Here is a 20,842-nt window from a genome sequence, read left to right as displayed (position 1 = left end):
TATATGAAAAAAGGAATAGTTATAGGGGTGTTTGCCCTATTAGCACTGTTTATGTCGTCATGTATGAGGTCTGGGTCTTGGTTCCCAGATATGGATTGTGTGACGAAAAAGGTGGAGGTGGTGGCATCATTGTCTCCAAGTCAGCTTCCCCCTCAAGGTGGTAAGGTGCCTTTGGTTGTCTCTGCGGAGAAGATTACACATTATTGGCAGTATGGGAAGGAGATCAATTCCGAGCGTGGTCCAGTCCCCTTTGAGTTGGTTCTAATGAATAATCCAGAGGGTTATGTTTTAGAGCATGTGAATGGCCGTTACGTTTTGACCTGCCCTGTTAATAATAGAAGAACTGCTGTTCAACTAACGTTGGTGGTTGTGGTTGATGGGGAGAGACATAGCTTTGAGTTAACACAAAAACCTAATACCTATGATGTCAATGTTGAGATACCGGGTGAAGACCCTGACGGTAAGTAAGGTAGTTGTAGCTCTCTTTACATTGCTGCCTCTCGTTTTGGCAACACAAGGTTGTCGTAAAGCTGAGAGGTCGCTAGGTAGCGTTAGCGTTGGTACAACTATGGAAATCATCGGAGTAACTACTGATGGAATGTCCATGAGGAGTAGTACAATCAAAAAGGATGGTATTGGACAGATAGTTGGTGGCGGTTCCTACTTGCATGGCGAGAGAGTAACAATTCAAGCAAATGTGTTTCCCAATAGTAAGTTTAAGCTAGTGGCTCTTTACGAGAAGTCGGGAAAGAGTGGTTATACGAAGGAGAGGGGTCTAGTGAATGAGACATCTCTATTGGAGGGGTATAAAAAGGTGAAGGACACTCTCTGTGCTATAACATTTAATGTTATGGACGATATGACGTTCGTTGCCACATTTGCTTCTAGTGATGGTAATTTAGAAGATTTGAATATAGAGATTGGTGGTGTCAAGGTTGTAGACGTTGAGAATGCAACTGATACCATATCTTTTGGAACAATTGAAGGTAATAAAGTATGAGACGATTTGGACGAATAGCTGCGTTGATGTTCTTTGGTTTGCTGAGTTTGGCATTGTTCTCTTGTGAGAACTTAAGCTCAAAAGACGAACCCTCTCACGACCCTAGAGGAAACTATACATTGACAGCTTTTGTAGATGATGGCGATGGACAATTCCATAAGACGGAGTTTTCCTCAACATCATTAAGGGCACTAGAGAGAGGTCCCGTGAATATTGGGTCGGCCGTGGTTACAGGTTTAGGAGACTATTTCTCTAATGAGAAGTGTGAGATTGGAATTAACCCTAAGCCCAACTCGGGTAAGAAGGTAAAGTGGGTGAGATTTGACTATCAGGCGGCCTATGACCCTAAAACGCTACCAACTAGTCTTATTGAGTACAATAACCGCATAAAGCCATCAAATCCTAAGGGATATGATGTAAACTTTGTTTTCCTCGTCATCGGTGATGTGAAGGTGTTTATCACTATGGAGGACAAAGAGGATGGTGTTGACGTGGTGATTGATGGTGATAGTGATAGTGGAACTGGTGATGGAGATGGCACTGGAACTGGAGATGGCCCCGGAGATGGAGATGGCACTGGAACTGGAGATGGCCCCGGAGATGGTGATGGCACTGGAACTGGAGATGGCCCCGGAGATGGTGATGGTACTGGCACTGGAACTGGAGATGAAGGTGGTAATGTGGAGAACCCCGGTATCAACTTGGGTATTGACGAGTGACGCAATGTATTGAATTTACAAACTAATTAATAATTTATTTTATGAGAAAAAAGTTTTTTATTTGTTCTATTTTTGGGCTTTTTGCCACAATGCTTGGCTTTAGCTCTTGTCAAAACGAAGCGGTTCGGGACATTGAGGTTCCAACTGAGAAGGCGGTAAGTGTTAAGGTGGAGACTTTTGTTAAAGAGGCAGATGGTTCTTTATCTCCATTTACAACTGACCTTAGGGCTGTGATTGGTGACGCTAGTAAGGCGACAGTCACAGGTGATGGTAGTTATTTCTATAACGACCTCGTGAACTTAAAGATTGTAGCCAATAATCCTTATACGCTTCATCAGCTTTATGAGAAGCAAGAGAAGGGTGGTTTCACTAAAGCCAATGGCACTGTAGACGAGAAGGAGAAGACCCTGTCATTTAATATCACGGAGGATATGACATTTGTGGCAATCTTCACGAATATTGATGAGCAACAAAAGGGGTACCGCAATCTTAAGGTTGACAATAAGAGTAGTGACTTTACTCTTGCACTAGTGACGGATGAAAGCAACTCAAAGAGTCCTCAGACCAAGGAGATGTTTGCGATTGGTGAGGAGGTAGCTGCTATCAAGACAGCAACAGGTGAGATCACAGGTCTAAGTGTAGTCAATAGTTCTTATAAGGCATGGAACACCGTTGGGCCAACTCCTGCAAGTGATTGGCTAACCGTAAACATTGATAAGGCGACAGGTAAGGTTTCATTTGTAGCCAAGCCATTCGTAGCAAAGGCTCCTGCAAGAAAGGCTGTCGTAAAGGTTGGTAAGGATGCTACAGACCCAGCTCTTCCAAGTGCGTGGGTGTCAGTGACAGTTACTCAGTCATCTTTCTACAAGGGGATTGATGAGTTGACACCTGATTCAGAGTTTACTTATGGCGATGGTACTATTGCTGACATCAAGGCACAGATTGAGGCTATTTTTGACCCTAATGGTGATAAGAAGGACTTCAAAGACCTTGATAAGACTCTAAAAGGTCCTATCTATGTGTCGGTGCCAACCTATAAGGATGGTGAGCTACTGCCTAAGGACCAGTGGGTGAAGGAGAAGGTAGAGATAGACTTCGGCAAACCATCACAAGATTGGCTCAAGCAGAAGGATTCTACTTATGCTGCATCTGCGAACCAAGGTAAGGTAGAGCGTTCCGCTGACGTGGTTGTTAGCTTTAAGGTGGATGGTAAGACGGTTGACACTACTACTGTTAATGTTAAGCAGAAGCCAAAGACTTACGATGTTAATGTAGAGATAGACTAATCAGATTTATTATAAGTGGAGGGGGTGTCCCCTCCACTCACTAAAACAGTAATTTATTTATAACTTAAAACAGAAGAAATTATGAATGTAAAAAAGCAGATTCGCAGTGCTATTATGTGTGCTACAATTGGCACATTCGGTTTGGGGCTAGCAAGCTGTGACAACAGTCGAGAGCTCCCAGTGGATCAAAGCGAGCAGAGCTTTGTAGTGACTACAGAGGCGCTCCTCATGCAAGAGGATGGCTCCCTAGTTCCATTTGTTGCTAATGACCTAAAGTCGGCAACAGAGAAAATAGATAATGAGAGGGGTACTATCACTGGAGGTGGTACATACTTCTATCGAGAGAATGCTACTATTACAGCAACGGCAAAGGGTGAGTATAAGCTTTTTACCCTTTATGAGAAGGGAGCGGCTGGTAATCATACCCAAGAAGCGGGTCAAAAGCTTGGTAATGATAAGACCAAGACCATCACAATTCCTGTAGAAAAGAACCTAAATTTTGTTGCTATATTTATTGGTGTCAAGGGTGAAGACCGTGAGTATCGCAACCTAAAGCTTGACGGAAAGCTTGAAAATCTAACCAAGAGTAATATTGATGGGAAGAAAGGTACTAATGGTACTTTTACAACTGTTGGCGAAGAGTACTCTCCTTTGAAGGATCCTAAAGGTAAGATCCAAGGGTGGACAGTTACTAATTCTAACTTTAAGAATTGGGATGCTAAGACTCCTTCCGCTGATTGGCTAACGATTACTAAGGGTAATGGTTCAATGTCCTACACTGTAAAGCCATATATTAGTATGGAGAAGGGTCCTCGTACTGCAACTGTAGAAGTTGGTAAGGATGGCGTTGGTCAAGGAAAGGGTACATGGCGGACATTCACCGTTAAACAGGATTCTTACTATGATAGTAGTGTAGACCCAAACAATGGAGGAAAGACCCCTGATAAGATTGTGGATGAAAACGGTAAGGAGGTTTCTCTACCATCGGATGCATCTTATGAGTTCCCAAGTACTGGTGGACAGAAGAATATTAAAGACTTTGGATATGGCAAGAAGTATTTTGCTCTCTATAAGTCGTACAAAAATGGTGTGGTGCAACCAGAGGCTCAATGGTTGAAGGTTGAATTGGTACCAGAGTATGGTCAGGTTGCTAATTGGATTAAGGTAGACGGTACTAAGAATATCTATGCTGCAAGTAAGAATACTGAGCAGAAGGTGTCTCGTTCAAGCGTTCTCACGGTGACATGGAAGGGTGCTAAGAATGCCGTTGTTAAGAGCACGAAGGTGACCTTTACCCAAAAGGCAGTAACCTATCATGTTGGAGTAGGGGAAGAATAATCTCTTGTTTTTTTCATTTTTACAAAGTTAGTGGGTGGGGTGACTCCCCCCACTAACGCTTTTGATAAAGGAATGGTGGGGAGTGGCCCCACAACAAGATTGTAAAATGATTAAACAAGTTAGAGCTAAGTCTATGAATCAAATTAAAACGTTGTCATTTCTGTGTTTGGCGGCTTTAAGCTTCTTGTCGGCATGTACGAAAGAGCTTTATGAGCCACCTCATATTGACCCTCAATCATCAGGCGCTGTTACAGCGATAACATCACTTAGGGCGGAGGGGTCTATTTTAGGTGAAGAGGGTCTCTACTTTTCAGTTTGGGATAAAAATTTGGATAGGGAGAAGTTGTTTACCACAGCCAAGAAAAATGGACCCCTATGGCAATTGAAAGAGTCGTGTGTGATAACAGAACCATCTCTAGTCATTTCTGTTTATCCTGATATTCTTAAGAATGTTGATGGTAGTGTTCTTGTACAAGAGGCAGACCAAAAGCCTGTTTATTATGCTCGTCTTGACCTAGACCAAAGCTCTGATAGAACACTTAACCTAGAGTTCAAGCAGTTGCAAGCGACCCTCTCTTTTTTATTTGATTTCTCTTCTTTTCCATCCTCTTCAAGAGTGGATGAAATCCGTTTCTCTCCAAGGTATTCTTATGGTTGGTTAGATCTCCATAAAGGGGTTTTTAATCGTATGAATATACCAGAGTATGAGAGGGTCACTATCTATCGTCCTATAAATAGTTCAATTCAAGAATTGGCTACGAATGGGAAGCTATATAAGCAGACTTGTCTGATGATGCCTCAGACTAATACTGAGATTACGGTGTTTGTCGTGATCGATGGTGTTGAACATTATTTTTCAATGAAACTTGAAAAGGTGGAGAGCAATAAGGAGTATGTGGCAGTGGTAGATGTATTCAATAGTAAGGAGGTGGTTCCATTAACACCTAAGGAGAAAAATAAGGGGATCGGCTTGCCTGTCCCTGAGATTGATGATATATTCTTTACGGATTATGAATATACCGCTACACATCAATATATGCAAGACTTGAGTAATAACTCAGGCGTGGTAATGAATTTTTGGTTGGATAATCGTACGGATAGAGAGGAGAATATAGAGTATAGGGTCTTGGTCCGTGATGAGCAAGGGAATGTGGTTTGTCAGTCGCCAATCTATAGTGGTTTATCGGTACTGCCTTATCATTACGATGGCTTTTCAGTACCATTCTTCTTGTCTGTCCCAAAGGTTGGACGGTACCGCCATCAACTTCTTCTCAGAACAAATGGAGGGAAATGGTATGAACCAGACCAGAAGGATGATGACATACCAGAGGATAAATACTTCAATGTCCATCCTGAGCAGTGTGTGTTTTCATCTACAATCTATCTAACTGCGAACTCTGGTAAGATTCATAGTAGCACGATCACCACTCCACAGTACAATGTCCCTGAGACATCTTACTGGTGGCTCAATAATTATTCTGATAAGGAGCAAAAGGTGACTATCCGCCTGTACAATAGGCGAAAGCCATTTGAGAACCATAGCCGTTTGGCTCTCGATGAGATGACTACATGGGAAGATAAGATCGGTGAGGGTGAGTATGTCATTCCTCCACTTACGTCACATCAAGTTGCCATCCCCTATAACATCAAGGTGAGGAGACCTAGTGTGAATAGGTATCTATCTTATATTTGTGCTACTATCACGTATCATACACCAAATGATAAGGGTTTAGTAGTCGGTAAGGAATATCCTTTGCTACAAGATGGGAACCTACTATATAGGAAGAGCTATATGTTTCGTAACCCAAGCCCATTTGTTGGGTCGTCATGGGTAAACAATAAGATTATTATAGACCCAAAGTGAATGTGATTGGAATATTATGCGGCAATTGGATTTTCTCTCCATTGCCCAAGTTGATAGGTAGCTTTGTAATAGCTTTTGATAAACTCATAAGTTAATAGATAGGTGAAATTATTTTAGAGTGGGTGAAGGTGTGAATCTTTGCCCACTTGCTTTTTACATGAGCACCTCTTCCCTACCGTTGCTTTAGCTATTCAATCGTATGCGGCAATTGGAAAGAGTGGGTAGTACATGAGGTATCAGGTATTTTTGTGCTAAGTGAATAGTGCATCTATGTGATGACACAAGGTATAAAGAGAATTTTTAATTAATTAAAAAGGTTATGAGAATGAAAAGTTTTAATTTGATGATGTGGCAAGGGTTGGTTTTATCAGCTCTTGCTTTGGGGTTCGCAAGCTGTGAGCCCTCAGACAAGCCTTGTCCTAATAGGAAGGGTGCTGAACCCAACACTAGTCAGGGTGTGACAGTGATGCTAGAGATGGAGAATGTTGAGACGGGTGAGGCCACTCGTACTGCTCTAGGAGAGGATGGTTATAGCTTTACACCTTATGAAGCTGGTGCGTATGGTGATGTGCAAGTTGAGAACCTAGGGTTTAAGCCAAAGCCTAAAAATAGGAATGAAATCAAGGTCGCCCTTACGTACTATGCCAAGGAGGATGTTGTGTTCCAAGGTTGGAGTTGGAGGTACAGCACTGACCCCGCTGGCACTCATAGGGGTAAGACGGACGCAATACAGAATGATTATGTTGCTACCCCTGCTCTACAGTCTGAAAGTGGTGTTCAGAAGCTAGGTCTTGGTGAAGATGCTACAAAGTTTACCTGCCAGTATCGTCCCGGCACCGATAATACTGTTTATGTTAAGGTCAGATACGCAAATGTGCCAAGTGATTTTCCAAGAAAGCCTTATTGCCCTTCGTTATACCTTTTTGATGTGGACAAGACGTTAGGGACACTGGGAATAGGCGTAGGAGATAAATACGCTATAAATGGACAAATTTTGGCGTCTAATCTATTTCAAGATCTCCTTGTTGCTTGCGAAGAGTATCTAGCTAGAGAATATAGAGGTTCTTTAGCGTCTGTACCTCAATCTACTAACACCTTTTTAAGCGAGTTCCAAAGAAATGTACCTACTATTGATCAAGAGCTATTGGATATAAGAGATGGCTATTATCGCCAATTGCTCAGATACAAACCTCGTAGCCCCTATGTTGGATATGATATTATGGCTTTAGCTACGGTTGAAGAATTACAATTCTTATCTCCTTATTTGACAACAGAATCAAACTTTAGGCACGAAACAGTTGCATTCCTTACTCGTGTGCAAAACCTTTTGAATAAAAGTGGTTCAAGAGAATACTTCAATATTGGAACGCATAGAGTAGACCGTTCCAAATTTGCACAGCTAGTAGCAGTTTATATGAATGAAGTTATTGATATGGAGAGGCGTTTAGCTAATATACTCAATGGTAATGGCATTGGACGAAATGATGACTTTGATTATGACTATGTAACCCCTTAATGGGTTTTCTATAATACTAACAATATACCCACACAGGAACTCTCCTATGTGGGTATATTAATAATTAGTACTTATATAGCCTTATCTTCCAGAAATTGGGAAAGTAACTTCCATCTGTTTCTGGCGAGAATTTAATAAGTAGTGCAATCAAACATATAAACTTTGTCACCGTAAATGATAGGCTCAATCGCTGCTTCTGTTATTTTCCAATCTCCCTTATTGGCAAGATACCAACACTTGTAGTCCATTGGGAAACCCTTAAGGCCGTATGTACGGGCATAAGACTCTCTTACTTTTAACTCTTCTTTGTTTACCTCTGAATCATAGAGCGAAGGCGTAATAAGTGATAGTATTAAAGTTCTACCATCATACTTTGTCCAAGAAGAAATATAGGTTCCATGATGTTCTGCGGGCATAGTTAGATCAATAGCAAGGTTATCAAACTTGTGCCTTTTAGAGAGAAATTTTCGGTAACAAACAAATCTATCCCTTACACTGCCATCTTCGTATTGGTATACAAACCTAGCAATAGGAGTAACCACTCCTGATATTTTCATTTTCACCTTAAACTTCCTTAGGTCAGAAGGCACACCATCTAGTATGCTAGGTTTGTCCATTGCACAATCAATGACGAACTCTGAATAAGTATTCTCCTGCTTGCCTACAAAGTTCTGTGTTGGAGAAACATAGTCGTATTCACGAATTGTAGAAGTATTTTGTAATGGCAACTCAATTTTATTATAGTCGATATTGTTATCTCCGGGATAACGATCGCCAGTCCAACCGATAAGGTCTTTATTCATATTCGCTCTTGGGATGTAAATAGGACTAAGATTTACTTTCGATCTAACAATATCCTCTGGCACCAAATGCTTGTACTTGACCTTAACATAAACAGTATTATATAAATAGCTTCAAGAGACCTCCACAAACTTGAAGGAGTAGGGTAGACCGCTCGCCTTTTATTGCTTGCTTTTTCCTTTAGAAGAAATTAAACCCATTAGAATTGGGTGGTGCAGATCGTCCCTCTGATGGTCCATAACCGACCCTAAATTCTCTCCAATCACCTTTTCCAACATCATCAAATCCAATATTCATATTTTTATTGGTCTGTGGGTCACCGAAGTTAACTTTCTGTGAGTTGTTAATATAGATGTAGTCAACACGCTTCATCATCTCTTCATTGCCGTTTTCATCCACCCAATAAAAGTGTATGTACTTATCTGGCCCAAGCATTTGACCCCCACATTCTCCCTCTTTATTCCACTTCCAAGTATAGTTGGTTATCTCCACTTGTACTTTATTCTCTCCATTTGGGAGAAGCTTAACCGGTGTTCTTCCTACCTCATGGCACCAAGCATTCCAAAACTTTATTACAGCACCCTCTCCAGAAATCTTTCTATACCTATCGTTGTGTAGGTCAAACCTCCAGTAGCCTATTGGGTTGAACATTGGTAGGTACTCGCATTTAGCGACTATAGTTCCTCGTAGAGTGTTATTGCTGTTGTTAACGAGAGTAGCTTCCAATATGGTGCCAATATCTATCTTCCTATATGGGTGTCCATCAATGCCACTAGAGTAGCTAGGGTTATTGTTCTCAAAGTCTTTTCTGCTCTGATAGGTCATTCCCATTCTCCATCGTGGTGCTACACTATGCTTAGATACTCTATCTATAACCGTGACCCTCTCTATTCCATTATAAGGAGACTTCTCCCATGGGACCCGCTCATTTAGATACTTCTTCCCGACTCCGCCTAGTCTCATTGTCTCGTCATAGTCTCTTGAGTCTAGGTAAGGCAGCTTATACCACTTCTCATTCGCTCCATTTCGTGTACCGACATAATCCTTGTGATTTTTCACAAAGCATACCATACGATACTCCCCAGCGGGTGCAGTGATGTAACAGTAGTTATCATAATAACCATCTCTTCCACCATTCATTGATGGTATATAGCCACCAATGGTGTCAAAGTAGAGAGGGGGGTAGACCTCCACGAGTGTTCCATCTAGTGTCTCTAGTCCGAGCATTAATCCCCAATCTCTTCCTTTCATCACCTGCTCCTCCTTCATCTCTGCCACCCAAGCTAAAAGGTTTACGTCATCCTTATAGAGGATCTTAGTGTGCATAGCCTCGTCTGTTAGCGGTCGATAGTTTGTCCAGCCATAATACTCTCGTGCTGTCTTCTCATCTATCTCACCACCATAATTAGCATGTAGTAGGTTCCATGCCTTTTGGTTGGCATCTGACCAATACTTCGTGTCTATAGGTATGGTATAGGCAAGAGGAGGGTTGACGATCTCTTCCTCATGAAATCTGAATAGTAACTTTGTAACCGCTCCTTTTGTTAGAGACACCTCTTGTTGCTCTTCCTTGCTTTCTCCTTTTTCATCTCTATAATGAATTGTCGCCGTTACGTTGTTGGTAGCCGTTGGGATAGCGAAGAACAGAGTATCTGCTTCTTCACCTTTCCAAGCCTCCTTCCTGTCTTGATAGCTAATCTTTAGAGTGGTTGGCTCACCTTGCCACTCCTCCTTAGATAAGGTGGCGTTAGCTAGCACACCCTCAATCTCCACCTCTATTCCATTGACCTTTTTAGAGAATGTTCCATTCTGTAGGATCAGCTGCACCTGCTTGTATGGAGAAGCGAGAGTAGTGGCGATCTGCTTTTGTGGGTTCTGCACCTCACCTATCAGCATGTCATCATAATAATGTGACAGCCTAAAAGCACCAATGATCTTATTGGTTTCCATCGGAGATCGAAAAGAGCTCTTTGTTGGATTGTAGTTTTTAATGGCAGTAGGTAAGTAAGCGAGGGCTACCCTCTCCACCAACTTCCATTCATGGGCAGGTGTGGATGACACAGACCACTGACCGTTTGCCAATCGCTTTGCGACTAGTGGTATTGCCTTGTTGCCATCTTTTATTATCCCCCATAGCTTTACTTCATCATTAGTCTTCCACTCATTAACTAGTTTCCCATTAGCAATGACCCCTCCGCTTGTTAGGGAAAGAGCTAGTCTAATCTCATCACTAGGAGTGGGTGACGGAGTCGGGGGAGGTGTTGGTTCGGGAGGAACTGGTCTGTCCTTTCCTTTACAACTTACCAATGCCATACATCCCACTATTGTATATAGTGCTGCCTTCGCAAATAAACTCCTTTGCGAGCTCCGTCCCAATTGATTTGTTATCCGCTTCATAATTATCTTGTTTTTATTTGGTTTGTCAATATACTATTTTATCCTCATAAGTGACTGGCACTCATCTTCTTTCTCATACCTAAAGATACCAATTTTCCACCAATCCACAAAATGTTTCGACCACTTTTCGCCCTCTAACTAGCTGCTTTATAGCAACTTATATCAGCGGTTTCCAATCTATTTATTCCTCTCCCTTTTTCTCTTTTTCATTCTCCCTCGTATGCGGCAATTGTGAGAGTTTTGGTATAGACTTATAGGGATGTACCTTTGTGTACATATCTTATCGCTTTGAAGTATAAGTGAACACTTTATTAGTTAGAATTAATTAGAAAATAATTTAGAGAGGGTGGAGATGTGAGATCTGCACCCTCTTGCTTTGTTGTGACCATTCGTATGCGGCAATTGGAAGAAGTTGCACCCTCCTCTATATGAGGCTACCTTTGTTACGTACAATTTGTTTTACTGAATTCTTTTCTTTGTGAGGGCGGAGATGTGAGATCTCCGTCCTCTTTCCTTTGTTGTAACCTTTTCCACTATCCTAGCTCCCCCTTTTCTTCCTTTTTCCATCTTTTCAACTTAAATCGTATGCGACAATTGTGAGAATGTGTTTATGGGCTAGTAACTATCTATCTTTGTGGCATAATCTCTAATTGCTTGATTGCTTTGAAGTATAAGCGATCTTGGGGATAAACTGTTAATCGTTTAGAGAGGGTGGAGATGTGAGATCTTCACCCTCTTGCCTTTGCTACAACCATTTGCGCCTTCTCTCCACCCTCCCCTCTTCCTTTTTCCGTCTTTTCTAGCTTAAATCTCATGCGGCAATTGGAAGGGTGTGTTTATGGGTTAGCGACTACCTATCTTTGGCGTATGAAAACGAGTAATCATATTTATAACAAATAAAAAGAGAGATAAGATTATGAGAAAGAACATTTTGTCTAATGGACGGACTAGTTTAAGGAAGTTGTATTACTTCGGATTTTTGGGATTATTGCCCGCCACAGAGTCCTTTGCACAAGGAGGTCTGACACAGGTAAATGCGGAGCTAGGGAAGGTTACGGAGAGCCTTAGAACCACCGCTGCTAATGTTATTAGTATCGTTCAAGTGCTTGCTGGCATCTTAGCGGTAGTGGCTCTAATCACCTTGGTTGTTAAGTTCCAAGAGGGTGACCATGAAGCTAAGAAGAAACTGATGATGTGGGTTGGGGGTCTTGTGGTGTTCTTCATTGCCATCAGCATCGCTAAATCCTTGTTTAAGATCGGAGGCGGAATATAATTTGGCTTTTAAGCAATAATGGGAGGTCAAAGTTGTGTTAGAGGTTTCAGTATATAAAGGAGCAGAGCGTCAGATACGTGTTTGGGGTTTAAGTTTTACTTATGCCCTAGCCCTATTTGGCGGTCTGCTCGTAACCGTAGGGGGCTACCTCTTTGCATCAGTCGTTTATGGGGCTGGTTTTTTTGGACTTCTAATTGCTATGAGCTTATTTGGTGCCTTTGCCTATATGGTGGTTAGAATCTCGAGAAAATATGGTCGTGGTGGTCTTTCTAAGAGTATTGCGAGTAAGAAAGTTCCCAATGTAATAGTAGGTGGGATTACCCCTCCTACGAGGTTAGCACATTTAGAGTTATGTTCAAGACAACAAAAAAAGTAGGTCGTTTAGAAGAGTACTTCCCAATCATTGCAGTGGAGAGTGATTTTTTAATCAGTAAGCGGGCAACGTTTACAGCTTGCTACGAAGTCACATTGCCAGAGATATTCAGTCTGTCGGAAGTTGATTACGAGCGAGTCCAATCTATTTGGCAACGCTCTATCAATATTCTACCAGATTTGACTATCGTTCATAAGCAAGACCATTTTATCAGCAAGAAGTACGAGGTTGATTTCAGCAAGAAGGAGTACACCTACTTTGATATGGCCTTTGAGAAACACTTCTTATCAAGACCCTACCAAGAACATAAGTGCTATCTATTTATTACAAAATGCAATAGAAAAAACTTCAAGGCCACAACCCTCTATTCATCACTGACCCAGAAGCGTCTTTTGCCATTCAATGCCTTTGATATGTCAGAGCTTCAAGTCTTCTCAGATAAGCTCATGCAGTTTGAGGAGATCTTTAAGGAGTCAGGGCTGATGGATATTAAACGACTTAAAGGTGATGACCTAGTAGGGCAGACACTCTCAGAAGAGGGGCACCCAATGAAGAAGGGGATTCTTGAAGAGTACCTCACTCTCTATCAAGATATTGCACCAACAGATATAGAGCTGATGCCCGACTGTGTTAGAGTAGGGGATTACTATATAGATGCTCATAGCGTAGCAGATATAGAGCTGCTTCCAAATATGGTCTCCTCATCTGTTCAGAACGAGATGTTCTCGGTGGGTTCCCATAAACAGCACCTTTCCTTCTTGAGCCCAATTGGGCTTCTGTTGCCTTGTGACCATATAGTAAACCAGTATATCTTCCTTGAGGACACACAGACTGTTTTGGCAAAGCTAGAACAGAGGAAGAATCGCTTAACGAGCTTGTCCAATTTTGGAGGAAGTAATAAGGAAAGCCTTAAGTCCCTATCAGAGTTCTTAAAGGCTCAAGGAGCGGATTCGGCACGGCTTGTGCGAGTTCACGTCAATGTGCTGAGCTTGTCGAAGAGTAATGATGATCGTTCTCGTAATAATGCCAAGGTTTCAGCGGCATTAGCAAGGTGCAACATCACTCCATATAGAGAGATACACACCGTTCCACAACTCTTTTGGGCTGGTATTCCGGGGAATAGCTCCGACCTAGACCCAGAAGATACCTTTGTCTGCTTTCTAGCAAATGCCACTTGCTTAATGACTATAGAGACGAACTATAGAGATAGCCTCTCCCCATTTGGTATTAAGCTATGCGAGCGTTTGTCAGGGCGTCCTGTCCATATTGACATCAGCGATGAGCCGATGAAGAAAGGTATCATCAACAACAGAAATAAATTTGTTGTAGGACCTTCGGGCTCTGGGAAGTCCTTCTTCATGAACCACATGCTACGACAATATTACGAGCAAGGATCCCATGTGGTGATTGTGGACGTAGGACATAGCTACGAACACCTTTGCCAGATCATTAATATCAAGACAAAGGGCGAAGATGGTATCTACTATACCTACGATGAGAACAACCCATTGAGTTTTAATCCATTCTATACAGACGACTACGTCTATAGTGAGGATAAGAAAAACTCATTGGTGATGTTACTCTTCACACTTTGGAAGGGCACCTCCGACCCTATCACCAACACAGAGCGTAGTGTGATGGGAAGTGCTGTAGATGCCTATATCAAGTTTGTGACAGAGGACCGTCACATTCGTCCATGTTTTGATACCTTCTATGATTTCATGCATATAGAGTATCGTGAGGTGATGGAGACGAGCGATGTCTATATAGATGATAACGACTTTGACCTCAATAACTTTTTAACTACGGTAACACCATACTATAAGAATAACCGCTTCGGTTACCTTCTTAATAGTGATGACAATATCGATTTGTTGAAAAAGAGGTTTGTGGTCTTTGAGATTGATAAGATCAAGGATAACGCAGAGCTACTACCAATCATCACCATCATTATTACTGAGATGTTCATTAATAAGATGAGGAGATTGCCACAGAGCGTTCGTAAGGTGATTGTCATTGAGGAGGCATGGAGTGCATTAGCGAATGGTAATATGGCCGACTTTATTGCCTATCTGTATCGTACGGTGCGTAAGTTCTATGGCGAGGCGATGGTAGTAACACAAAACATCTCCGACCTTGTAGGCAATAAAGTTGTGAAAGACACCATCGTAAACAACAGCGACTGTAAGATAGTGCTTGACATGGGTAAGTTCGCAGAACACTTTGATGCAATTGCCTACTTACTAGGACTTAACGAAAAGCAGATTGCTCAGGTACTGTCCATCAATACAGGCAAGGTAGAGATCAAGGGTAAGAACCCATCAAAAGATGTGTTCATCCTACTTGGTGAGAGTGTAGGAGCTGTTTATGCTACAGAGGTGAGCAGAACAGAGTACTATGCCTATACGACCGAGAGTAGCGAGAAGGAAAAGGTGAAGAAGGAGCTTGCTCTATGTGAAGGGAATATAGATAAAGCTCTTTATAACCTCGCTAGTGCAGACGAGGAGAAAAGGGCTAGAGAAGTGTATTAATAGTTAACTTTTAGAAGGGTATGATTATGAAAAAGTTTAGACAAATTATGTTGGTGCTGTTGCTGTTTACGGGAGGGTATTCAGCTACAGTCCCTGTGGCAAATGCCCAAGTTTATGAGGTTGGAAAGGCAATTGTTGGTGGGCTTGGAAGGTTGTTGGGAATATCATCAAAGACAGCTAAAAATGCTGCGATGATTAAGGTCGTAAAGGAGATCTTGCAGGGAACAGGTGCAATGGACAAGAAGCTGGCAGGACTTAACGAGATCTGTGGTGGTATGAATAATGACATTGATAGTTTGTGGAGGGCGACCAACACTTACTACAATGACCTAAAGCTTCTTAGCGGTGGTGTTCAGGACTATCGTGATATGCTTAATTTCATTGGACATACACGTGACATCCAAGGATATTGTGGTGCTGCTATCAACTTGACTTCAAGAAGTAAGTACTTGACTTTAGCAGAGTACGAGTATGTATTGAATAATGCCGTCTCTATCCAAGAGTATAGCTTTAACCACCTGAAAAAGCTTTACAGCCTTGTTAGCCAGAATGGCACATTGAAGATGAGCGACTACGAGCGACTACAGATGCTGAAAGAGCTATCAGATGAACAAGCAATGGTGCTCGGATCAGCGAGAAACCTCGTTGTTTATGTTAAGAGAGCAGAGCTAAGACACGAGAATAGGGTAAAGGATGCTGCATTCCGAGAGAGCTTCCTGAATATGCGGCTCTAGTCTTAGTGGCAAAAGTATTGTGAGAGTTATTGGCTTTAGAGGTAGGAGAATTTATTATGGCTAGCGAGAATTTTGTAGATAGTGGGGTTACCTCCATTGCAGATTCGCTGAATGAGGTTTTTGATAATATGATGGACTCTGCCGATCTGTTGATCGGCTTGAGTACCGTCATAGCGGGTATTGGTTGTATTGTCTACCTTGCTTCCGTCCTGCTACCGATGATTGAGCGGTCAGAGCGAATTGAGATTTATCCACTTCTAAAGCCAATATTTGTTGCTTTGGTGATTGCAAACTTTACTACACTGACGAAGGCAGGTAGTGAGATAAGTACAGGGTTAGGTAATGCCATCGGCAAGATGGTTCCAACACAAGATGTTAATAGTTACTTCTCTACGTTTATGGATAAAGTGGACCAGATGACAGGGCGATCAAATTCTGATACCCCAATTACGGTATCTGTTCCTCCACCTAATGCCAAAAGAACATATAACTATTATGGTACCGAGATGCCAGTTGATGACTATGGCTTTATCCATTTGCCAAATAAGAGTATTCAGGTCGCCGAAGATTTGACCAAGAGGCAAGTTGAAGCTGAAAAAGTAGATGATTCAAACTTTTGGACATGGTTGTGGATGCAGGGTGTGTATGGTCTGCTGATCCCTACTCTTGCATGGTTGGCGATGATGTTAGGGCAGTTAATCTACTTGGGACTTATGTTGTTCAGTAAGTTCTACCTTGTTATCTTGGCTATTGTTGGTCCATTAAGCTTCGGCTTGAGCCAGTTTAAGATGTTTGCTGGCTCAGCGTCACAGTGGCTAGCGAGGTTTTTGTCAGTCGGTCTTTGGCCGGGGTTGGCTTCGCTTGTCAGAGCTATCATCAATGAGATAGTTATGGCAATCGCAAATAATCTCCAACCCACCTTCTCGGCTGTTCTCGTCTCAATATTATTGTTACTGTTTTCAGCTACTCTCTACTTGCAGGTTCCCTCGCTAGCAAGCTTTATAATTCAGAGTGGTGGCGTAGGTAATTCTACCGGAACGGCAAAGAATATTGTGAAAAAGATATTTTAAGACGCCATGAGTGCTACAGAAGGGACAAGGGATATTGGTGATGTTATCAATGGTGGCATTCGAGACACTATTGATGGTGCGGACAACTTCATTACAAACGTCTTTAATTCGATTGATAATACGGTTTGGGGGCTGTTAGACCCTATTAAAGACTTTGCTGTTGTATTGGCTAGCATCGGTATTATTATTTACCTAGCTAAGGTTCTATTGCCAATGATAGAATCCAATAGACCAATAGATCTCTATCCATTGATTCGCCCTATTTGCATTGCCCTTGTCATTACGAATTTCAGTGTTGTAACTTCTCTCCTAAATGAAACGCTTAGTGGTATTAGCAATGGAGTTAAATCAACGTATGAGACGGAGAAGGTCGAGACGATTGCCTTTGACCAAGCTCGGGAGAAGGGCAAGAAGAAACTAGAGGAACAAAAGGCTGAAAATGAGAAGAAAAAGAGCTTGCTTAAAAGTATTGGTGCATTTATTTTTGAGGGGGCTAAAGGGTACTTTCAACAGGAGATTGGAGAGGCTATTTTGACCTTCAAGTATGATATTCTTTTTCCAGCCCTTGCGTGGATAGCAGAGTTTCTAGGGGGAATAGCTTATGTCATAATAAACATGATGAGCCGTTTCTACCTTGTTTTCTTAGCCATCTTTGGTCCAGTCACATTGGCATTGAGCCAATTTACACCCCTTCAAAGTAGTTTTAGGGATTGGGTGGCTCGTTACATTTCTGTTGGTCTTTGGCCAGCTATGGCGAATCTTCTGCGATACCTTAACAACTTCATTATTGTTAAGATGAATAGCTCATTTGGAGATTCATTTGATGCTGCCTTGGTGATGTTCTTGGCTCTTATCATGGTTAGCTACTTCTATTTCGAAATACCTGAGATCAGCGAGTATATTGTATCGGGAGGAGGTGCTGGCAACTTAAATAGTGCGATGCTAAAGTCGACAATGAAAACCTCTGCTGTTACAGGTGCAGTTGCCGGAGGTCTTGGAGCAGGTGTTATGCGGGGAATTGGTAGAGGTGTGGTCACCAATTCGTTCGAGGAGACTTGGGATAAGAAGTTAACCAAGAGTGGGGAGAGGACAGGTTCCAATGGTCGTATTAATAGAGCAACCCAATATGTCGGAGATAAGGTGGGTAGAGCGGGTCGTGGCACAGTGGATATTGCTAGAGCTATGATGCATGGTAATTTTACCTATAAGGACATTACTGAATATAAGCAGGGGCTCACTCAAATGCGAGTGGAGAAGGGTGAGCGGTTTGCTGCTGAGAACAACAAACCCGAGAAGAAAGATCTGCGTAAACAAGCTAAGCAATTGCTTGCAATGAAGAGCCGTGGTGTACGCTTGAGCCCCGACCAACAAGAGCTAGTAGATAGGTATAAGGAAGGTCGATATAAGGGTGATGGCAAGTTTGAATTGACAAATGCTGAGAAGAGAGAGCAGGATAGTAAGGAGTTCAGAGGAATGCTCTTCAAGGGCTTTCAACGAGGTGCAGAGATGGACGGCTTTAGAGGACCGATTGACCCAAGCAAGGTTGATGGCTGGCATACCCCTCTGGTACCCACAAAGAGACAGACAAGATTAATAAATAAACTATAACCAAAAACTAAGTATTAATATGGCAGACTTTAAGATCCTCCCTAATTTGGAGACGAACTACAAAAAGATGCGTTTTTATACGCTTACATTTATTTTCTTTTGTTTGATTGTTTGTCTTGGTGCCTTGATGTATAGCTATATGCAGGTGCAAGAATCAAAACGTGTCATTTACGTCCTAGACAAGTCTGGAAGTATGATGCTGGCTACCAATCAAGATGCTAAGATGAGTCGCCCAATAGAGGCAAGAGAGCATGTCCGTAGATTTCATGATTTGTTGTTAACCCTTACACCAGATGATAAGGCTATTAACAATAATCTTAATAGTGCGATTGCTATGGCCGACAATAGTGCTTACGTCTACTATTCGGACCTCGCAGAGAAGGGTTATTATCAGCGTATCGTGAATGGTGATATGATACAAACCATCATTTGTGACTCTATCAAGGTGAATATGGATAGTTACCCTTACACATGGAGGTATTATGGCAAACAGCGTATCACTAGGGCTAGCTTGCTTGAGACACGAAACTTTGTCAGTGAGGGTGGGCTCGTAGATGTTGTTCGTAGTGACAATAATCCTAGTGGGTTCATGCTGACACAGTTTAGAGTCCTTGATAATAGCAAGATTAACAGCACTGAGAGAAGAGGTTTCAATAGGTTTTAATACGTATAACTTTTAATTAATAGAACGATTATGATGGAAAAAGAGAAAGAGACAAAGAGTTTAGAGAGTGTGGAGGAGAAGGGTTTGGAGCAACAGGTCGATACCCAAGATGTGAAGGAGGGCGTTGCAGAGAAGCCAGACCTATTTCGTAAGATTTCAGATGCTATCCCGCAACGACATGTGAACAAGTTGCTTTGGTTCCTTTTGGCTTTGATCCTACTTGGGCTAGGTCTTCAAACCTACAATGCAATTTGGGGTAACCCTCGTGAGCGGGCCGAGCGTAAGAAATTGGAAGAAGAGAAGGAGATGATTCAGAAGCAGCTCGAGGAGCAGAAGGCTCAGGCTCAAGCAAGAATGTTGGAAGATGGAAGTGTTGTGCCAGATGACCTCCTAGAGGGCTTTGATGAGACTACTAGCGGAGATGATATTTTTGACGCTTATAGCAATACGATTGAGGTTGATGGTGAAGAATTGAACTAATTAAAGAATAGTGGTGATATGGATTTATTGAAAGAAAAGAAGAATCTAATCGTCCTTATCCTGCTAATTTTGATGGCACTTGGCATAGTATATGTTCTTGTACGACCCTTATTCGTCTCTGATGGCGATAGGGACCCTACTAGTTCTAGCGTGGTAGAGGATTTGCCTAATGCCAAGACTATTGATATTATGGGCAAGGGTATTGACAATAAGATAGAGCCGGAGAAAGAACCGACCGAGGAGGAGGAAGCCCTCTCCTCTGTTTTTGAGTCGCAGCGGATGGAAACCGCCAACAACGAGATCTCAGAGAGATATGATGTGAGTATAACAGATGATGCTACTGATAATGAGCGTATGTTGCGAATTTTAGAGCTTCAAGAGCGTTATCAAAGCAATAACGATCAGTTTGCATTAGAGATGGTACAGCAACAAGCCGAAGAGGAGAAGTCAGCTCTCAGACAAGAGGTGAACACGTATAAGGAGCTGTATGAGCAAAGTGTCTCAGACAATAATGAGATGGCACAGCGAGTTCAAGCTGCCGAGCGTAGTACCGAATCTAGTGATGGAAAGCAGTTGCTACAAGTTACAGCAAAACGTGGCGAGGTGGTCTCTCTATTAGGTGGAGATGGAATTACGAAGTCTCCTTTTCATGGTGGTAGCTCAAAGGACAAAGAGGAGCAAGGTGTTCTTCGAAATGCCTTAAAAGCGACCGTCCAACAGACGATCACAGTGAAGGACGGGGACATCTTACCTATACGTCTCACAGAAGATGCCTATGCAGGTAACACTGTTTTAAGGGCAGGAACGATTGTAAATGGCATCGTGCAACTTAGTGGTAATCGCCTTAATGTGGTTGTTAGCAATGTGGAGTACAAGGGTCGTATCATGCAGGTACAGCTTTCTGTTTATGATATTGATGCACAGAGGGGTATTTATGTCCCTGATGGCGATATAGTGCAAGCTGCTAGTGAGACAGCGTCAGCACTTGGTGATGGTCTGCTACAGGCAAGTACTAGTGCCTCCCAAGGTTTTACGATGAATAGCTCTGCCAAGGATGCGGCGGCAGGGATTGTTACTAGAGGTGTCGTAGCAGGAGTGGGTAGTATGCTAAAGGGCAAACAGAGAGTTCCTACGGTGACCATTCGGTCTGGTTATAAGTTATTTTTAATGAATGATAAAAATAGTTGA

At 42.2% G+C, this 20,842-nt stretch carries 18 protein-coding genes; 16 read left to right on the top strand and 2 right to left on the bottom strand.

Annotated elements, in window-relative coordinates; all coding sequences use genetic code 11:
* Window positions 1-3 precede the first annotated feature (3 nt).
* The 7 genes from MWL85_RS05215 (at window position 4) to MWL85_RS05185 (ending at window position 7,723) form a co-directional block, all read left to right on the top strand.
* Window positions 4-468, top strand: coding sequence for a hypothetical protein (locus MWL85_RS05215; RefSeq protein ID WP_244401729.1), 465 nt, complete (start codon window positions 4-6; stop codon window positions 466-468).
* 100 nt (window positions 469-568) lie between these two features.
* Complete coding sequence (locus MWL85_RS05210; RefSeq protein WP_244401728.1) at window positions 569-1,000, top strand: hypothetical protein; 432 nt, start codon at window positions 569-571, stop codon at window positions 998-1,000.
* Window positions 997-1,719 carry a hypothetical protein gene (locus tag MWL85_RS05205; protein WP_244401727.1) on the top strand — a complete coding sequence of 241 codons (723 nt, stop codon included), beginning with the start codon at window positions 997-999 and terminating at the stop codon, window positions 1,717-1,719. The genes MWL85_RS05210 and MWL85_RS05205 overlap by 4 nt, the downstream gene beginning before the upstream one ends.
* 41 nt (window positions 1,720-1,760) lie before the next feature.
* Window positions 1,761-3,005: a hypothetical protein gene (locus MWL85_RS05200; protein ID WP_244401726.1), complete on the top strand. Its 1,245-nt coding sequence runs from the start codon at window positions 1,761-1,763 to the stop codon at window positions 3,003-3,005.
* A gap of 81 nt (window positions 3,006-3,086) precedes the next feature.
* The gene (locus tag MWL85_RS05195; protein WP_244401725.1) at window positions 3,087-4,343 is read left to right on the top strand and encodes a hypothetical protein; all 1,257 of its coding nucleotides are present in this window, start codon (window positions 3,087-3,089) and stop codon (window positions 4,341-4,343) included.
* 133 nt (window positions 4,344-4,476) lie between these two features.
* On the top strand, window positions 4,477-6,207 hold the full coding sequence (locus tag MWL85_RS05190; RefSeq protein WP_244401724.1) for a hypothetical protein: 1,731 nt from the start codon (window positions 4,477-4,479) through the stop codon (window positions 6,205-6,207).
* A 325-nt stretch (window positions 6,208-6,532) separates the two neighbouring features.
* The gene (locus MWL85_RS05185; protein ID WP_244401723.1) at window positions 6,533-7,723 is read left to right on the top strand and encodes a hypothetical protein; all 1,191 of its coding nucleotides are present in this window, start codon (window positions 6,533-6,535) and stop codon (window positions 7,721-7,723) included.
* 131 nt (window positions 7,724-7,854) lie between these two features.
* On the opposite strand, the gene MWL85_RS05180 is transcribed toward MWL85_RS05185, so the two are convergent.
* Window positions 7,855-8,526: a hypothetical protein gene (locus tag MWL85_RS05180; protein WP_244401722.1), complete on the bottom strand. Its 672-nt coding sequence runs from the start codon at window positions 8,524-8,526 to the stop codon at window positions 7,855-7,857.
* 178 nt (window positions 8,527-8,704) lie between these two features.
* Window positions 8,705-10,921 carry a hypothetical protein gene (locus MWL85_RS05175; protein WP_244401721.1) on the bottom strand — a complete coding sequence of 739 codons (2,217 nt, stop codon included), beginning with the start codon at window positions 10,919-10,921 and terminating at the stop codon, window positions 8,705-8,707.
* A 916-nt stretch (window positions 10,922-11,837) separates the two neighbouring features.
* Here MWL85_RS05175 and MWL85_RS05170 point away from each other — a divergent pair.
* From MWL85_RS05170 to traM, 9 genes are read left to right on the top strand one after another with little or no spacing between them, the layout of a single operon-like run.
* The gene (locus MWL85_RS05170; protein WP_244401720.1) at window positions 11,838-12,194 is read left to right on the top strand and encodes a DUF4134 family protein; all 357 of its coding nucleotides are present in this window, start codon (window positions 11,838-11,840) and stop codon (window positions 12,192-12,194) included.
* Between the two features lie 34 nt (window positions 12,195-12,228).
* Window positions 12,229-12,570, top strand: a complete 342-nt coding sequence (locus MWL85_RS05165; protein WP_244401719.1) for a DUF4133 domain-containing protein — start codon at window positions 12,229-12,231, stop codon at window positions 12,568-12,570.
* Window positions 12,546-15,098, top strand: coding sequence for a TraG family conjugative transposon ATPase (locus tag MWL85_RS05160; RefSeq protein WP_244401718.1), 2,553 nt, complete (start codon window positions 12,546-12,548; stop codon window positions 15,096-15,098). Before MWL85_RS05165 ends, MWL85_RS05160 begins: the two co-directional genes overlap by 25 nt.
* A 26-nt stretch (window positions 15,099-15,124) precedes the next feature.
* Window positions 15,125-15,832, top strand: a complete 708-nt coding sequence (locus MWL85_RS05155; protein WP_244401717.1) for a hypothetical protein — start codon at window positions 15,125-15,127, stop codon at window positions 15,830-15,832.
* A 56-nt stretch (window positions 15,833-15,888) separates the two neighbouring features.
* Entirely contained in the window at window positions 15,889-16,902 is a 1,014-nt protein-coding gene (locus MWL85_RS05150) for a TraJ family protein (RefSeq protein WP_244401716.1), read from the top strand.
* A 6-nt stretch (window positions 16,903-16,908) separates the two neighbouring features.
* Complete coding sequence (locus tag MWL85_RS05145; protein ID WP_244401715.1) at window positions 16,909-18,510, top strand: TraJ family protein; 1,602 nt, start codon at window positions 16,909-16,911, stop codon at window positions 18,508-18,510.
* A gap of 19 nt (window positions 18,511-18,529) precedes the next feature.
* Complete coding sequence (gene traK / locus MWL85_RS05140; protein WP_244401714.1) at window positions 18,530-19,174, top strand: conjugative transposon protein TraK; 645 nt, start codon at window positions 18,530-18,532, stop codon at window positions 19,172-19,174.
* 30 nt (window positions 19,175-19,204) lie between these two features.
* A complete protein-coding gene (locus MWL85_RS05135; RefSeq protein WP_244401713.1) occupies window positions 19,205-19,654 on the top strand; it encodes a hypothetical protein in 450 nt (149 codons plus the stop codon).
* A gap of 18 nt (window positions 19,655-19,672) precedes the next feature.
* The gene (traM, locus tag MWL85_RS05130) at window positions 19,673-20,842 is read left to right on the top strand and encodes a conjugative transposon protein TraM (RefSeq protein ID WP_244401712.1); all 1,170 of its coding nucleotides are present in this window, start codon (window positions 19,673-19,675) and stop codon (window positions 20,840-20,842) included.

It is taken from the genome of Porphyromonas somerae (assembly GCF_022845615.1).
Taxonomy (GTDB): domain Bacteria; phylum Bacteroidota; class Bacteroidia; order Bacteroidales; family Porphyromonadaceae; genus Porphyromonas_A; species Porphyromonas_A somerae.
This window is presented reverse-complemented; position numbering and strand designations above follow the sequence as displayed.

What these genes read in the sequence shown, in the direction of transcription:
- MWL85_RS05215 (WP_244401729.1), top strand. Translation starts at nt 4, where the DNA reads ATGAAAAAAGGAATAGTTATAGGGGTGTTTGCCCTATTAGCACTGTTT.
- MWL85_RS05210 (WP_244401728.1), top strand. Translation starts at nt 569, where the DNA reads ATGGAAATCATCGGAGTAACTACTGATGGAATGTCCATGAGGAGTAGT.
- MWL85_RS05205 (WP_244401727.1), top strand. Translation starts at nt 997, where the DNA reads ATGAGACGATTTGGACGAATAGCTGCGTTGATGTTCTTTGGTTTGCTG.
- MWL85_RS05200 (WP_244401726.1), top strand. Translation starts at nt 1,761, where the DNA reads ATGAGAAAAAAGTTTTTTATTTGTTCTATTTTTGGGCTTTTTGCCACA.
- MWL85_RS05195 (WP_244401725.1), top strand. Translation starts at nt 3,087, where the DNA reads ATGAATGTAAAAAAGCAGATTCGCAGTGCTATTATGTGTGCTACAATT.
- MWL85_RS05190 (WP_244401724.1), top strand. Translation starts at nt 4,477, where the DNA reads ATGAATCAAATTAAAACGTTGTCATTTCTGTGTTTGGCGGCTTTAAGC.
- MWL85_RS05185 (WP_244401723.1), top strand. Translation starts at nt 6,533, where the DNA reads ATGAAAAGTTTTAATTTGATGATGTGGCAAGGGTTGGTTTTATCAGCT.
- MWL85_RS05180 (WP_244401722.1), bottom strand. Translation starts at nt 8,526, where the DNA reads ATGAATAAAGACCTTATCGGTTGGACTGGCGATCGTTATCCCGGAGAT.
- MWL85_RS05175 (WP_244401721.1), bottom strand. Translation starts at nt 10,921, where the DNA reads ATGAAGCGGATAACAAATCAATTGGGACGGAGCTCGCAAAGGAGTTTA.
- MWL85_RS05170 (WP_244401720.1), top strand. Translation starts at nt 11,838, where the DNA reads ATGAGAAAGAACATTTTGTCTAATGGACGGACTAGTTTAAGGAAGTTG.
- MWL85_RS05160 (WP_244401718.1), top strand. Translation starts at nt 12,546, where the DNA reads ATGTTCAAGACAACAAAAAAAGTAGGTCGTTTAGAAGAGTACTTCCCA.
- MWL85_RS05155 (WP_244401717.1), top strand. Translation starts at nt 15,125, where the DNA reads ATGAAAAAGTTTAGACAAATTATGTTGGTGCTGTTGCTGTTTACGGGA.
- MWL85_RS05150 (WP_244401716.1), top strand. Translation starts at nt 15,889, where the DNA reads ATGGCTAGCGAGAATTTTGTAGATAGTGGGGTTACCTCCATTGCAGAT.
- MWL85_RS05145 (WP_244401715.1), top strand. Translation starts at nt 16,909, where the DNA reads ATGAGTGCTACAGAAGGGACAAGGGATATTGGTGATGTTATCAATGGT.
- traK (WP_244401714.1), top strand. Translation starts at nt 18,530, where the DNA reads ATGGCAGACTTTAAGATCCTCCCTAATTTGGAGACGAACTACAAAAAG.
- MWL85_RS05135 (WP_244401713.1), top strand. Translation starts at nt 19,205, where the DNA reads ATGATGGAAAAAGAGAAAGAGACAAAGAGTTTAGAGAGTGTGGAGGAG.
- traM (WP_244401712.1), top strand. Translation starts at nt 19,673, where the DNA reads ATGGATTTATTGAAAGAAAAGAAGAATCTAATCGTCCTTATCCTGCTA.